Annotated in this window: 12 protein-coding genes and 2 pseudogenes; 7 read left to right on the plus strand and 7 right to left on the minus strand. The window is 74.1% G+C overall.

The window, feature by feature from the left end; genetic code table 11:
• The first annotated feature begins 28 nt into the window (after positions 1 to 28).
• The gene (locus tag IE242_RS09085; protein ID WP_189857155.1) at positions 29 to 793 is read left to right on the plus strand and encodes a dienelactone hydrolase family protein; all 765 of its coding nucleotides are present in this window, start codon (positions 29 to 31) and stop codon (positions 791 to 793) included.
• A gap of 250 nt (positions 794 to 1,043) precedes the next feature.
• Complete coding sequence (locus tag IE242_RS09090) at positions 1,044 to 2,228, plus strand: glycoside hydrolase family 64 protein (RefSeq protein WP_189857597.1); 1,185 nt, start codon at positions 1,044 to 1,046, stop codon at positions 2,226 to 2,228.
• Positions 2,229 to 2,280: 52 nt separating this feature from the next.
• Here the strand turns inward: IE242_RS09090 and IE242_RS09095 are convergent, their stop codons facing one another.
• On the minus strand, positions 2,281 to 2,640 hold the full coding sequence (locus IE242_RS09095) for a hypothetical protein (protein ID WP_189857157.1): 360 nt from the start codon (positions 2,638 to 2,640) through the stop codon (positions 2,281 to 2,283).
• 137 nt (positions 2,641 to 2,777) lie between these two features.
• On the opposite strand from IE242_RS09095, the gene IE242_RS09100 reads away from it, so the two are divergent.
• Positions 2,778 to 3,953: a S1 family peptidase gene (locus IE242_RS09100; protein WP_189857159.1), complete on the plus strand. Its 1,176-nt coding sequence runs from the start codon at positions 2,778 to 2,780 to the stop codon at positions 3,951 to 3,953.
• A gap of 108 nt (positions 3,954 to 4,061) precedes the next feature.
• Here the strand turns inward: IE242_RS09100 and IE242_RS09105 are convergent, their stop codons facing one another.
• The 4 genes and pseudogenes from IE242_RS09105 to IE242_RS37490 form a co-directional block, all read right to left on the minus strand.
• Entirely contained in the window at positions 4,062 to 5,339 is a 1,278-nt protein-coding gene (locus tag IE242_RS09105) for a PucR family transcriptional regulator (protein ID WP_189857161.1), read from the minus strand.
• A 155-nt stretch (positions 5,340 to 5,494) separates the two neighbouring features.
• Positions 5,495 to 8,452, minus strand: a complete 2,958-nt coding sequence (locus IE242_RS09110; protein ID WP_229858539.1) for a LuxR family transcriptional regulator — start codon at positions 8,450 to 8,452, stop codon at positions 5,495 to 5,497.
• 216 nt (positions 8,453 to 8,668) lie between these two features.
• The gene (gene bdeA / locus IE242_RS09115; RefSeq protein WP_229858679.1) at positions 8,669 to 9,574 is read right to left on the minus strand and encodes a bis(hydroxyethyl) terephthalate hydrolase; all 906 of its coding nucleotides are present in this window, start codon (positions 9,572 to 9,574) and stop codon (positions 8,669 to 8,671) included.
• A 247-nt stretch (positions 9,575 to 9,821) separates the two neighbouring features.
• Positions 9,822 to 10,030 (minus strand): annotated as a pseudogene (locus IE242_RS37490) (discoidin domain-containing protein); the annotation flags it as partial.
• A gap of 38 nt (positions 10,031 to 10,068) precedes the next feature.
• On the opposite strand from IE242_RS37490, the pseudogene IE242_RS37495 reads away from it, so the two are divergent.
• Positions 10,069 to 10,403: pseudogene (locus IE242_RS37495) on the plus strand (sugar kinase); the annotation flags it as partial.
• Between the two features lie 129 nt (positions 10,404 to 10,532).
• Here the strand turns inward: IE242_RS37495 and IE242_RS09120 are convergent.
• Positions 10,533 to 11,378 carry an anti-sigma factor antagonist gene (locus tag IE242_RS09120; protein ID WP_229858550.1) on the minus strand — a complete coding sequence of 282 codons (846 nt, stop codon included), beginning with the start codon at positions 11,376 to 11,378 and terminating at the stop codon, positions 10,533 to 10,535.
• Between the two features lie 110 nt (positions 11,379 to 11,488).
• On the opposite strand from IE242_RS09120, the gene IE242_RS09125 reads away from it, so the two are divergent.
• From IE242_RS09125 to IE242_RS09135, 3 genes are all read left to right on the plus strand, one after another.
• Positions 11,489 to 11,812 (plus strand): helix-turn-helix transcriptional regulator, encoded by a 324-nt coding sequence (locus IE242_RS09125; protein ID WP_189857167.1) that lies wholly within the window; start codon positions 11,489 to 11,491, stop codon positions 11,810 to 11,812.
• Between the two features lie 401 nt (positions 11,813 to 12,213).
• Positions 12,214 to 12,519, plus strand: a complete 306-nt coding sequence (locus tag IE242_RS09130) for a hypothetical protein (RefSeq protein ID WP_189857169.1) — start codon at positions 12,214 to 12,216, stop codon at positions 12,517 to 12,519.
• 270 nt (positions 12,520 to 12,789) lie between these two features.
• Positions 12,790 to 13,224, plus strand: a complete 435-nt coding sequence (locus IE242_RS09135; protein WP_189857171.1) for an ATP-binding protein — start codon at positions 12,790 to 12,792, stop codon at positions 13,222 to 13,224.
• Positions 13,225 to 13,290: 66 nt separating this feature from the next.
• Here the strand turns inward: IE242_RS09135 and IE242_RS38810 are convergent, their stop codons facing one another.
• The gene (locus IE242_RS38810) at positions 13,291 to 14,040 is read right to left on the minus strand and encodes an ATP-binding protein (RefSeq protein WP_308436759.1); all 750 of its coding nucleotides are present in this window, start codon (positions 14,038 to 14,040) and stop codon (positions 13,291 to 13,293) included.
• Positions 14,041 to 14,091: the final 51 nt, after the last annotated feature.

The raw sequence follows: 14,091 nt of genomic DNA on the forward strand, positions 1-14,091 counted from the left end.
AAGCACACCGTGGAGAGGCAGCCGCGCCATGACCGCCGTACAGGGAACAACCGTGGAGATCCCGACCCCGGACGGGACCGCCGACGCCTATCTCGCCCATCCCTCGGACGGGAGCCCCCACCCGGCCGTGCTGCTCTACATGGACGTCTTCGGCGTGCGCCCCCATCTGAAGAGGATGGCCGACCGGCTGGCCGGGGCCGGGTACACCGTGCTGGTGCCCAACGTCTTCTACCGGCACGGGCGTGCCCCGCTGGTCGAGCTGCCGGACCCGATCGACCCGAAGAGCCGCCCGGAGATCTTCGCGCGGCTCGCCCCGGTCATGCAGGCGCTCACGCCCGAGCTCGTCGTGCGGGACGCCGGGGCGTATCTGGACTGGCTGGACGCGAGCCCGCTGACGGTGTCCGGGCCCGTCGCCCTCACCGGCTACTGCATGGGCGCCGGCCTGGCCCTGCGCACCGCCGGGCACTACCCCGGCCGGGTCGCCGCCGCGGCCGGCTTCCACGGCGCCAACCTGGCCACCGACGCCCCGGACAGCCCGCACCTGTCGGCCGACCGCATCACCGCCGAGCTGTACTTCGGCCACGCCGACCAGGACGCGTCACTGCCTCCCGAGCAGATCCAGCGGCTGGAGGACGCACTCACCGCGGCGGGCGTCCGGCACCGCTGCGAGGTCTACACCGGCGCGCACCACGGCTACACCCAGGCCGACACGGCCGCGTACGACCACGAGGCGGCCGAGCGCCACTGGGCGGCGCTGCTGGACCTGCTGGGCCGTACGTTCCGGTCCGCCTGACGCGTCCGCCTCCGGCTCAGGACGGTTCCTCGCCGCACATGAGGGACCGTCCACCGCGCGCACCCCATTGACATGCACACGTTACAGCGCAACTCTGAGAGCGCTCTCAGTTGAGACGAACCGCATCCCCCACACGCAAGCGAGTTCGCGCGGAGGTAGGAGAGTGACACTCGGAGCACTCGGAGCACTCGGAGCACTCGGAGCACTCAGAGCACTCGGAGCACTCAGAGCACTCGGCAAGCACAGAGCCCTGACAACGGCCGCGGCAGCCGTTCTGGGCACCGCCCTCGCAATCGGCGCACCGGCCTCGGCCCCACCGGCCCGGGCGGCCGCCGCCGTCCCCGCGACCATCCCCCTGCAGGTGACCAACAACTCGGGCCGCGGCGACGCCGTCCACGTCTACGTCCTCGGTACGGAGCTGTCCACGGGCCGGCAGGGCTGGGCCGACGCGAACGGCGTCTTCCACGCGTGGCCCGCCGGCGGCAACCCGCCCACGCCCGCACCGGACGCCTCCATCCCCGGTCCGGCCGCCGGGCAGGCGAAGACGATCCGGATCCCCAAGCTGTCGGGCCGGATCTACTTCTCGTACGGGCGGAAGCTCGACTTCAGACTGACCACCGGCGGTCTGGTGCAGCCCGCCGTGCAGAACCCCAGCGACCCCAACCGCGACATCCTCTTCAACTGGTCGGAGTACACCCTCAACGACTCCGGCCTGTGGCTCAACAGCACACAGGTCGACATGTTCTCCGCGCCCTACGCGGTGGGGGTCCGACGGGCCGACGGCAGCACGGCCACCACCGGCCACCTCAAGTCCGGCGGCTACAACGGGGTCCTCAACGCCCTGCGCGCACAGCCGGGCGGCTGGGGCAACCTGATCCAGACGCGTTCCGACGGCACCGTCCTGCGCGCGCTCTCGCCGCTGTACGGGCTGGAGACCGGCGCCCTGCCGAGGAACGTCATGGACGACTACATCAACCGCGTCTGGCAGAAGTACACGACGACGACCCTGACGGTGACCCCCTTCACCGACCAGCCCTCCGTCAAGTACTACGGCAGGGTCTCGGGCGGCGTCATGAACTTCACCAACGGCGCCGGAGCCGTCGTCACCAGCTTCCAGAAGCCGGACGCGGACAGCGTCTTCGGCTGCCACCGGCTGCTCGACGCGCCCAACGACCAGGTGCGCGGCCCGATCTCCCGCACCCTGTGCGCGGGCTTCAACCGGTCCACGCTCCTCGTCAACGCCAACCAGCCGGACGCCACCTCGGCGAACTTCTACCGGGACGGGGTCACCAACCACTACGCCCGGGCGATCCACGAGCGGATGGCGGACGGCAGGGCCTACGCCTTCGCCTTCGACGACGTGGGGCACCACGAGTCCCTGGTCCACGACGGCAGTCCACAGCAGGCCCAGCTCACGCTCGATCCGTTCAGCTGAGTCCGGCCGAGTCCGCCGGACGCTTCGCGCGGACCCGTCGTCGCCCGGCTCGTCACCGCCGGGCGGCCCGCCCCTGGGCCCGGTGGTCGTAGTAAGCCCATGCGACCACCGCGACCAGCGCGGTGAACGCGACGGCCACCGGGCGGACGACCCCCGATGCGGCCCAGGCGACCAGGCCGGTGGCGGCGGCGCCCCCGAGCATGATCATGCGGCTGACGAAGTACTGCCCCGGAGACTGCGGGTCCTCCCGGTCCTTCAGCTCATGGAGGGCCTCCCGGGCCGGGTCGTGCGCGCCGCGCCGACGGCGGCTCCGGTACTCCAGCCCAAAGCTGATCAGGGCGTAGAGCGCGATCGCGCCCAGCGCCCACAGCCACGCCTCGGGGTCGTCACTCACTCCACGCGCCAGCACCACGCCGGACCACCTCCCGTAGGTCGCCGGATACCCGGCACCGGACGCATCAGGCACCCCGATTCCCCGGTCCCGCTTCCCCGGTCCCGCTTCCCCCACCTTGTTTTCCCACCTCACCGGAACGACGAAGGGCAACCACCTTGAGACGCAACCGATTCAGGCAGACCGGTCTGGCCGCGCTTCTCGTGCTCGGCACCTGGGCCGCCGCCGCGACCGTGCCGGCCTCCGCGAGCGACGGCTCCTCACCCATCAGGGTCAGTACGGCCGATGAGGCACCGGCCTCCGCCGGGCTCCTCTCCGCCATGCAACGGGACCTCGGTCTGACGCGGGCCCAGGCCGAGGACCGGCTGGCCGACGAGCAGCGGGCGACCGCCCTCGAACCGGAGGTCCGCCGCACGGCCGGGGCCGCGTACGGCGGGTCCTGGTTCGACGCGGCGAGCGGCAGGCTGACCGTGGCCGTCACCGCAGGCGCCTCCCCCGCGGCCGTACGGGCCATCCGCGCCACGGGCGCGGCCGTCCGCACCGCGCCGCACAGCGCCCGCGAACTCGACGCCACGAAGCGGCGCGTCGACGCGCTGTCCGCGCCCGAGGGGGTGAGCAGCTGGCACACCGATCCGGAGGCCGGCGCGGTCGTCGTGAACGTCGTCGCCGGGCAGCGGTCCGACAACGATGTCCGGAGCTTCGTGGCCCGCGCCCGCGAGGCCGGTCCCGTCACCGTCGCCGAAGTCGCGTCGGCGCCGCGGACGTTCGCCGCCGGGACGGTCGGCGGGGACCCGTACTACACGGGCAACGTCCGCTGCTCCATAGGGTTCTCGGTGCACGGGGGCTTCGTCACCGCCGGGCACTGCGGCGGGGCGGGCGCGGCCGTGCGCGGCTGGGACGGCACCCACATCGGCACCTTCCAGGGCTCCTCGTTCCCGGAGAACGACTACGCCTGGGTGAGCGTGGGCAGCGGCTGGTGGACGGTTCCGGTCGTGCTGGGCTGGGGGACGGTGTCCGACCAGCTCGTGCGCGGCTCGGCCGAGGCGCCCGTCGGCGCGTCGGTCTGCCGCTCGGGGTCGACGACGCACTGGCACTGCGGCACCGTGCTCGCCAAGAACGAGACCGTCAACTACAGCCAGGGCGCGGTGCGGCAGATGACCAAGACCAGCGTGTGCGCCGAGCCCGGCGACTCGGGCGGCTCCTTCATCAGCGGTGACCAGGCCCAGGGCGTCACCTCCGGCGGCTGGGGCAACTGCGCGAGCGGCGGCGAGACCTGGCATCAGCCCGTCAACGAGATCCTCAACCGTTACGGCCTGACCCTGCACACGGCCTGAGCCGAACGTCCGGGCACCCGCCGGTCCGCCGGCGGGTGCCCGAGCGCACGCCGGTCCGTCGCCGGCCGCCCGGCGGGCCGGGTTTCGGGTCCGCCCCTGCATCCGCCCCTACCGCTCGGGCAGCAGCCGGCGGGCGGTGAGGGCCAGGCTCAGTTCCACCATGTCGGCGGGGCGGGACAGGGAACGGCCCGTCAACTGCTCGCAGCGGCGCAGCCGGTTGAGCACGGTGTTGCGGTGGCAGTACAGCCGCTCCCCCGCGCGCTGCGCCGAGCCGTCGCAGTCCAGCCATACGGTCAGGGTGTCCAGGAGGAGGTCGCGGTCGGCGGGTTCGAGGCGGAGCAGGGGGCCGAGGGCCCGCTCGGCGAGCGCCCGGCCCAGCTCGGGGCTGGACACGACGAGCGCCGCGGGCAGCCGCTCGCACAGCCGTACCCGGCCCCCTTCCCCGGGGCACAGGCCCAGCGCCAGGTCGGCCAGCCGGCGGGCGTCGCCCAGCGCGGCCAGGCCGTCCACGACGGAACCGATCCCGATGCGTACTCCGGCCGGACGGTCGCGTGCCGGCCCGGCGTCCGGCAGCTCGTCCTGCCCGGACGGGACCAGGACGATGCCGTGGTCGACGTCCACGCCGGTGTGCCAGTGCGTCCGCAGGCCCCCGGGCACGGCGGCGGACCGTACGTCCGCGCTGCCGGACAGGGCGCCGCCGGCCACGGCCACGACGGCGTACCGGCCGTCCTCCGGCAGGCCCAGCGCCTCGGCGGCCTCGGGCAGGTCGGCGATCCGGCTGGTCCCGTCGAGGAGCGCCGCGGCCAGCAGCCGCGACCGGTTCTCCCGGCGCCGGTTGAGCCGCCGTTCCGTCTGACGGTAGGACTCGGCGACGAGGGCACTGTGCTCGTCCACGAAGTTCCACACGTCCGCCGCCACGTGCACCAGCAGGCGTACGTCGCCGGGGGCGGTCCTGGAGGTCTCCTCGACGAGCGCCTGCCACACCAGGGAGCCGCCGAGCCGGAACGCATGCAGCAGGGCGTCCAGCGGCAGCCCCTGCTCGGCGCGCTCGGCACCGATCCGCCAGGAGCAGCGGCGGGCCGCGTCACGGGTGCCGCGGGGGTCGAGGAGGGAGGCGATGCTGTGGCTCAGCGAGCGGTGCGCCTCCTGCCAGGTGGCCGCGTGGTCGTTGCGCAGGGCGGCCCGGTAGGCGGGCTGCTGCTCCTGCAGGGCGGTCACGAGCCGGTCGGTCAGCTCCGGCACGCCGTTCATCAGGGACCGGGCGGCGCGGTGGAGCACCCGGCGCGCGTCCGCGTCGGTGCGGGAGCGGAGCCGCACGGGAGGCGGCGGCGGAACGTCGGGCGGTCCGAGGCGGGTCGCGCCACGTGTCCGTACGGCGGGCTGCATCGCGGTCCTCCCTGGGGCGGTGTGCTGCGGCGTGCGCGCCGGCCGCCGGCCGCGCGGCCGGACACGGTCCGGCCCGCGTCGGCCCGTGGCCGTGGCCGTGGCCGCCGCCTGAGCTCGTCCTGCCCCCGAAGAATGGCATACCGTCCGGTCGGTCCCTAGAGTCGTGCGCCGGGCTTTTCCATCTGACCGCGGTTTTCCGTCTGACCGCGCTTCTCCATCATGCGTGCCAGCTCCACCCGGGACCGCACACCGAGCGCGGCGAAGACATTGCGCAGGTGGTAGTCGACCGTGCGGGTGCTGACCGAGAGGATCAGCGCCACCTCGCGGTTGGTGGCGCCCTCGGCCACATGCCGGGCGATCCGCAGCTGCTGCGGGGTCAGCCGGGACAGTTCCTCGGGGCTCTCCCCCACCGGAGCAGCGCCGATGGCGCGCAGCTCGCCGCGGGCCTGCCCGGCCCACGCCCCGGCACCGCACCGTTCGAAGGCGACCAGGGCGTCCGTGAGCCGGTCGCGCGCCTCCCTGAGCCGTCTCCGTCTGCGCAGCCACTTGCCGTACAGCAGCTGGGTGCGGCCCTGTTCGAAGTCGCCGCCCACGGCGTCGTGCACGGCCAGCGCGTCCAGGTACAGCGCGTCGGCCCGGTCCGGCGGGGCCAGCAGCGCGCGGCAGCGGGCGAGCAGCGCGGGTGCCTGCGGGTCGGCGCCGAAGTGCGCCCACAGGGCGAACTCCTCGACGACCGCGCCCGCCTCCTGCGGCCGCCCGGCGAGGACGGCGGCCTCCACGTAGCACGGCATGGCGAGCATTCGTACGGCGAAGTGGCCGTGGCGGGAGTCGGTACGCACCAGGGGACCGAGCCGGGCGGCTGCCTCGGCGGGACGGCCCCGGCCCAGGTCGGCCCGGCCGAGCGCCCACTCGGCGAGGGTGGCCGCCTGGGTGAGCCCGTGCCGCCGGGCGGTGTCCAGCGCGGCTTCCGCCTGTTCGGCGACGAGTTCGGCCTCGTCCTCGATCGACGCGGCCAGGGCCAGGACGGCACGGTGGTGGGCCGCCGAGTTGCGCTGCCCGCAGTGGTGCGCGGCGCGCAGTCCCTCCTCGGCGTGCGCCCGGGCGCCGGCGTGCCGTCCGGCGCGCAGCTCGGCGTAGGCCAGGTACTCCAGGGCGCGCGGTACGAGGGAGGCCGGGCCCCGCGCCCGTGCCGCGGCGAGCGCGCGGGCGCCGGCCCGGCAGCCGGTGGTCACGTCGCCCATCAGCAGGGCGGCCGCCGCCGACCGCAGCAACGTCTCCGGGTCGCCCTGGCGCGCGGCGCGCTCCACGACGCGCCGCAGTGGCCGCACGGCCTGGTCGTAACGCTGCTCCAGCAGGGCGAGCATGCCGCGACGGTAGTCCTCCTCGGCATCGCGCCGGTCCCGCTCGCCACGGTCGGTGCCCACGGCAGGGCGTACGGCGGTGGGGGCGTCCGCCGTCAGGGCCGTGAGACATGCCGTCATGTCGCCGGCCGCCCAGCCCGCGTCCGCGGCGGCGAGGTGGGCGGCCCGTGCCTGTGCGGGATGTCGGGCGGCGAGCAGGGTTCCCGCGCAGAGCAGCGACTCGTGGGCGTCCAGGACGGGCCCGTCGCCCAGCTCCAGCAGTCCGTGCAGCAGTTCCGCCCGCCCGCGCACCTCGTCGGGGGCGGGGTCGGTGCGGGCCGCGGCGAGCAGGCGGCGGGCCGTTGCCGGGCGGCCCGCGCGCAGGGCCTGTCCGGCCGCGGCGGTGCGGCGTTCGGCGCGGACGGCGGCGTGTGCCGTCAGTTCCGCGGCGCACGCGAGGGCGGCGGCCCGTTGCCGGGGCGAGGCCGGAATGCGCGGATCCTCGGCCACTGCGGCCAGCTCGTCCGCCGCCAGGGGCGCGGGACCCGGCACGGCCAGGGCCCGGTGCGTCAGCGCGGCGAGCCGGTCCCCGTGCGTCTGAGCGGCACGGGCCAGGGCGGCATGGGCCGCGCGGCGCCGTTCCGGACGGGCGCCCAGGTACACCGCCTTGCGCAGCAGTGTGCTGGTGAAGCGCAGCCGGTCACCGGCCGGCACCAGCACCCCGGGCACCTGCCGGGCGGGGAGCGCGCCCCCTGGTGGCCCCAGCGTTCCCGGTATCCCCGGTGTTCCCGGTATCCCTGGTGTTCCCGGCGTTCCCGGCGTTCCCGTCGTTCCCGGCGTTCCCGGCGTCCCTGGCGTCCCTGGCTGATCGACACGTGTCAACGTCAGCGCTTCGAGGAGGAGTTCGCGACGGACGCCGGCACCGTCGGGGTCGGGCTGCTGGGCGGCGGCCGCGACGAGCAGCAGGTCGGGGTGGGCGGCCACCGGTCCGTCCGGGCCGTCGTCCACCAGGCCGCACACCACCTCGGCGTCGAGGAGGGGCCACGGCAGCGCCCGTTCCCCGCTCAGTTCGGCGGCGGACAGGCGGCGCACCAGGGCGTGCAGCACGGCCGGGTTGCCCTCCGCCGCGTCCAGCAGTTCCGCGCGGACGGCACGAGCCGTGCGGCCGGCGGTCAGCTCGTCGAGGAGGGCGCCCGCGTCCGCGTCCGGCAGCGGCGGCAGGCGGAGTGCCGGCAGCCCCGCGAGGTGCGGGTCGGCGGCGCGGTGCCCCGCGACCGTCAGCAGCAGGGACACCGGGCCCGCGGCGTGCAGCCGCCTGGCCGCGAACCCGAGGGCGGCCCGCGAGGCGGCGTCCCACAGATGGACGTCGTCCACGCACACGAGCAGCGGGGCGCCCCCGGCCGTGTCGCGCAGCAGGTCCAGCAGCACCCCGGGGCCGGGCGCGACGGCCGGTACGTCACCGGGCGGGCCGCCTCGCAGGGCGGCCGCGGCACACCGTACGGCGTGCACACCCCCGTGGGGCAGGTGTGTCTCGGCGCGGGTGCCCTGGACACGGAGGACGGGTCCGCCGCGGAAGGCGCGGGCGGTGTGGGCGAGCAGGGCCGTGCGGCCGAGCCCGGGCGCGGCGGTCACTACGACAACGGCGTCGGCGCCGGTGCCGGTGCCGGTGCCGGTGCCGGTGCCCGGCGACGCGGTCACGGCCGCCGCCGCCCGCAGCTCGGCACCGCGGCCGTACAGCTGCGGTGGGTCGCTCTTGGGTGCGTGTGGGGTCACGGATCTGGACGTTACGTGCGCGTACGACCATGTGGAAGCCAGGCGTCCAAGCCGGCCTGGGGCGCCCGCTCCACCCCTACCTGCGGTAACGCCCGGCATGGGCGGGCAAAACGTGTGCGGCCGCACAGCGCGGCCGGTCTCGCGCTGGGCGGCCGCACAACGGCTCCGGCGGCCGCGCCGGTGGGCGCGACCGCCGGAGGCCGGAGTCCTGCGGCGTCAGGAGGTGTGCGGGCAGTTGCCCCGGTACTCCTCGATCGTCAGGCTGGGCCGCGGCAGCGGGCACAGGAACTGCTCGTAGCGGGTGTCGTTGTCGATGAACCGCTTCAGCCAGCTGATGCTGTACTTCGCGATGGTCGTGTTCGACGTGTTCGGCGCGAAGTGGGTGGCGCCGTTCAGCTCCAGGTAGGCCTTGTCCGTGGAGGACGGCAGGCTGTTGTAGAAGGGCTCCGAGTGGCTGGACACCGGGGCGACGGTGTCACCGTCGGCTCCGATGATCATCGTGGGTGTGGTGACCTCGGGCCAGGTCTTGTCGAGGTTCCACGGCGTCAGCGGGATCGCGGCCTGGAGCGACGGACGGGTCTTGGCGGCCTCCAGCGTGCCGCCGCCGCCCATCGAGTGGCCCATGACACCGAGCCGGCTGCTGTCGATCCGGGTCCGCACCGAGCTGCGCTCGGTGAGGTAGTCCAGGGCCGCGAGCAGCTGTCGGCCTCGGGAGTCCGGCTGGTCGACCGTGGTGAGCGTGTCGATGGTGAACACCACGAAGCCCTGCGAGGCCAGGCGCGGGCCCAGCCAGGAGATGGAGGACTCGTAGGCGGTGAAGCCGGGTGAGATGACGACGGCGCCGAAGGTGCCGTCGCTGGTGCTCGTCGGGTAGTAGATCGTGCCGCCGCCGAAGCCCGACACGAGGAGGGAGGAGACGGACGTCTGCGACACGGCGTACGGGCCGCGCAGGGCCTCGATGCTGCTGGTGGTGGGGGCCGGGCCCCGCTCGTACGGGTTGTCCGCCGCGTGGGCGCCGGGGCTCGTCATGGTGCCGAGTCCCAGCACCGCCGCCACGGCGGCCACCAGGCCCGTGAACCGGCTCGTCCGGCGGCGCGGGGAGCGGCGGCCGGCACCGGTCACCGGGGTGGACAGATCCTGCTGCGGGTGCTGATGCACGACGGCATCGTCCTTCCTGTCGTGAGGGGCCGCGCGGCGGAGACGACGGGCGCGCGTCACGTCGACGCGCGCACATGTGGGGATCTCCGCCGGTGGCACCGCCCCTGTGGGGTGGGATGCCACTGTGAGAGCGCGGCCCTCACCGAGCCATCGGCAAAATCACCGGTCTTGGTGAACGACAGGGGCACGGGCCCCGCACGGTCCGGCGCGGTCAGCCCTTCTGTTCGACCCGCACCCAGTCCACCTCGGCCTGGACGCCGCCCGCCGCGATCCGGTCGACGCTGGACTGCGGCAGGCCCCGGTACGGCGAGGCGACCTGGTTCCAGCCGACGGGATACGCCCGCCCAGGGCGAGGTTCAGGATGACGTACTGGTTGTGCCCGAAGACCCACTGGCCCCGGGTGGACTCCAGCCGGTGCCTCGCGAGAGCAACGCAACGAGCCAGAGGGCAAGGCGGCGGTGGGCAACAGCCGAACGGTCCGTGACCCGCGGCGGGAGAACCGCACCGCCGTCCCGCGACGGCTGCGGTGCGACGGACCGATGAGCCACAGCGCACTCGGCCCCATGACGGGGCCGAGTTCGGGGTCCATCAGCGACGTCGCCCCGAGCTGGTCGCCGACGGCCTCGCCGGGGAGGCGGGCGGCGTCGGCTCCGACGGCGGCCGTCCCCTCACCCTGCCGCGCGTCGCCCCGCGCAGCGGCCACATGATCGGCGTCGACGTGGGCGGGACCCGGGTGTGCATGGAGCCGTTCGACCTCTCCCCGGCCGAACTCGCGCGCGCGGAGCGGCCGCTGCCCGCGGTGCCCGCCAGGGACACCGGCCGAGGCGCGGGAGGAACCGCCCGCGTGGCGGACGACGCCAAGGGCCGGCTGACCCGAGACACCGCTCCCGACGGCTTCACCCGCGTGGTCTCACGGTCTTGCTCACGGCATCTCCTTCAGAGCCCGGACCTCTGCCACGCCGTCGCCGCGGGCACCGGTCCCGGCGGACGGCTCCCCGTCCGACCGGAGCGCGGCGACGGCGCTGCCCAGCTCCCCCTGCAGGTTCGCCGGGAGGGGGCCGCCCCGGACGGTGCCCACCAGTTCGTGGGCGAGCCGGTGCAGCTTGACGTTGGCGCGCTGGGAGACCGTGACGAGCACGTGCCAGGCATCCTCGGGGCTCAGCCGGAAGGAGGCCATCAGCACGCCGCGCGCCAGGTCGATGGTCGGCCGCGTCTGCATGGCCCGCCGGAGCTGCACGACCTCGATGCGCAGCTCCTCCAGATCCTGGGCCGACAGTCCGTTGTCGCCCTCGTCGCTGTCGCAGCCGTCCTGACCGGCGGCCTCCGCGGGGACAGCGGAGACCTCGAACAGCGAGCGTGTGCCGGTCACCTCGAGCAACCGCTCGACGGCCGGGCTCGCGGCGCGGATGGCCACCGTCTTGCCGTCACCCAGGGCCCGTCGCCGCATCGCCAGCACGACGTTGAGGCCCGAGCAGTCCGAGAAACCGACCCGGGTGAGGTCGAGGTCGACGCCTCTGACGGACCGGCCGAGGGCGTCCCGCAGCACGCGCTGCAGCATCTGGTCGGTGTCGATGTCCAGTTCACCCGACACCACGACGAGTACCCGATCACCGTCCGGACGGCTCTCAACCGACAGCTCGCTCGACCGGGACCAGGCGACGGCCCCACCGGGTTCCGGGCAGCCGGCAGCGCCGGCACCCAGCCCCGTGGACCGCTCCGAGAACACCGACTCCGGCATGGCCGTCTCTCCCCAGGTGCTCGCGTCCACTCACTCATCCACTTCCTTCAGGCTCACTCACCATCAAGAACACGTCAAGAGATACATGAAATCAAATTCGCGTATCGCCTTACGGGAATCGACGGACGTATACTGACGGCATGGGTGGAGTGCCGGAGTCGTACATCGGATGGACGTTTCTGACCAATCACGCGCGCGTTCTTGCCTCGATCGCCGATGACCACAACGTCCGTATCCGTGACATCGCCGCGCGTTGCCGGCTCACCGAGCGCGCGGTTCAGAAGATCATCGCCGACCTGGAGCAGGAGGGGTACCTTTCCCACACGCGGGAGGGCCGCAGCAACACCTACCGTGTCGAGGCCGGCAAGGTGCTGCGCCATCCGGCCGAAGCCGGACTGAGCGTCGCCTCCCTGCTCTCCCTGCTCGTTCAGGACGAGGACCAGCGCGCGGTCCGGGCGCAGTAACAGCGGCGCGGACAGGAGTCGAACGCCTCTCGCCGGGGACCCGTCCCTTGCTCGGCCCGGCGAGGGGAGGAACCGATGAAACACGTCAGGCCGTTATGGGTGATCGCAGGAGGTCTCGTGGCGGGGGCCGCCGTGCGGAGTCTGATCAGGGTCAGGCCCGGGCGGGCGGCGTCGGGACCGATCGGCGTGGACGACGGCCCCCGGCTGGTGGTGACGGTGCACCGCGGATCCGGCGGTGCCCGGGCCGGCAGGCCGCCCGCCCGGCGTACGGAGCTCCGCGGCTGACCCCCGGCCCACGGAACGGCCGGCCCGGCCGGAGAACACGGCGTGCCCGGTGAGCAGTTGTGCCGCCTGCCGCGCCGGACCCGCATGCCCGCGCCCGCGGCGGGGACCCGCGCGGTATGGCGAGAAACCGACGTTACGCGGTGGCGGCCTCCGGTCGCCGGTGGGATCCGGAGGACGGCCGCCGGCTGCCCGCCGGAGAGGTGCACGCCTGGGAGCAGGGCATGAACCAGACGGTGTGCGGTCTGGCGCTCAGCCGGTCTCAGCTGGAGCGGTTCCCCGGGGTCGAGTGGACCGACGTCTTCCCGGAGTCGGGAGGCGCGGCGGACGCCGTACAGAGGGTGTGCCGCCGGTGTGCCGCGGCCGCCGGACGGCGCGGCTCCGACGCCCGCCCGGTCTGGCGGCGGACGAACCCCCGCCCCTGACGTCCACGACTGCCACGGGTGCCGTCTTCGCACGCGTTGTCGGGTCGAACGATCCGTTCCTCCTCGTCCCCACAGGGAACCCGGTGCACATGAAGGGACAGCGGAGACAGCGGGGCGGCGCCCTGGACAGCGCGCCGTCTCCGCCCCTCGTGCCCCACAGGTGCCGGCGAATCAGGGCGAGTAGCCCTTGTCCCGCTGGGAAACAGCAGCGAAGGGACCGAGATATTTCACTGTGTACGGCCCCGCTGCCGAGGGACCGGGGAAGGTGAGATGGCGACCGAGCCGCACTGGAGCGAGAAACTGCCTTCCGATGAGATCGAAAAGTGTCACGCCGCCTTCGACGGAGAACTGGGTGACGTCACCGGGGCGCGCCTGGCCGCCGAGGAGTTCCTGCGCGCCGTGGCGCGGTCGGCGCCGCCGACGGCACCCGAACACTGGGACGACATCCTGCTGGTCGTCAACGAACTGGCCGCCAACGCGGTCCAGTACGCCCCGGGGCCTTTCGCACTGACGATGCGCCGCACCTTCGACGGTGTGCATGTGACGCTGCACGACACCAGTACCACTCCGCCCGCACCGCGTCCGTTCCACCCCAGCAAGGGCGGTGGCGGTATCGGCTGGCATCTGGTGCACACGCTGTGCACCCAGGTGAGCGTGGTGGTGCAGGACGACGGCAAGGACGTGCACGTCTTCCTGCCCTGGTGAACCGCCGGGCCACCGGACGAGGCCGTCGTACGGCGCGCGAACGGCGCCGGGCGACGGCCGCACGCGTCAGACCAGCGGCACGAACACGCTGACCGTCTTGCCGCCCTCCGGCCGGCGGCGGATGTCGATGTCGCGCGCCAGCCGGATGATCAGCGGCCAGCCGTACCCATTGCCGACGTGCGCCAGGGGCAGGGTGCCGGGACCGTAGGCCGCGTCGGGGACGACATCGCTGTGGTCGCGCACGCTCAGCCGTACGCCTTCGGGGGTCGGCGCGACCTCGAACCCCGCGATGCCGCCGCCGTGCCGGACGGCGTTCGTCACCAGCTCCGAGACCACGAGCAGCAGATCGATGACGGCCTGCTCGCCGGCCCCTCGGCCGGGGGTGTTCCAGTACTCCTGGATCACCCGGCGCGTGTACTGCCGGGCCGCCGCGGCGTTGGTGATGGCGACCGGCGTCCGCGCGGTCCCGTCCACCACGCCGCCACCGGGGACGACGGTGCGCGCCGACGGCGCACCGTCACTCGATGCGGCCCCGTTCACCGGCCCGCCGTTCCCGGCACCGGCGGGATCCGCCGCCGGAGCACCCGGAACGCCCGTCCCCGCAGCGACGACCCGTGCCGGCGCGCCGTTGTGCGGAGCGGTCGGGAGGGACGTCACCCCCGTGCCGGACGTACCGGAGGCGGCGCCCCTCGCCGGCGCGCCGCTGCCGGAAGCGGTCCCGTTCGCTCCGGTGTGCTGTCCGTATGCGCTGCTTGTGAGGTCCGTTGCGTCGGCGGTGTCCGACAGGCCGCCGTCCCCGGTCGTGCGGCGTTCCACGGACGTCATCCCCGGACGGCGCGGGACACGCCCCGTCCCCGGTGCGCACCC

It is taken from the genome of Streptomyces poonensis (genome assembly GCF_014650915.1).
Classification (GTDB): domain Bacteria; phylum Actinomycetota; class Actinomycetes; order Streptomycetales; family Streptomycetaceae; genus Streptomyces; species Streptomyces poonensis.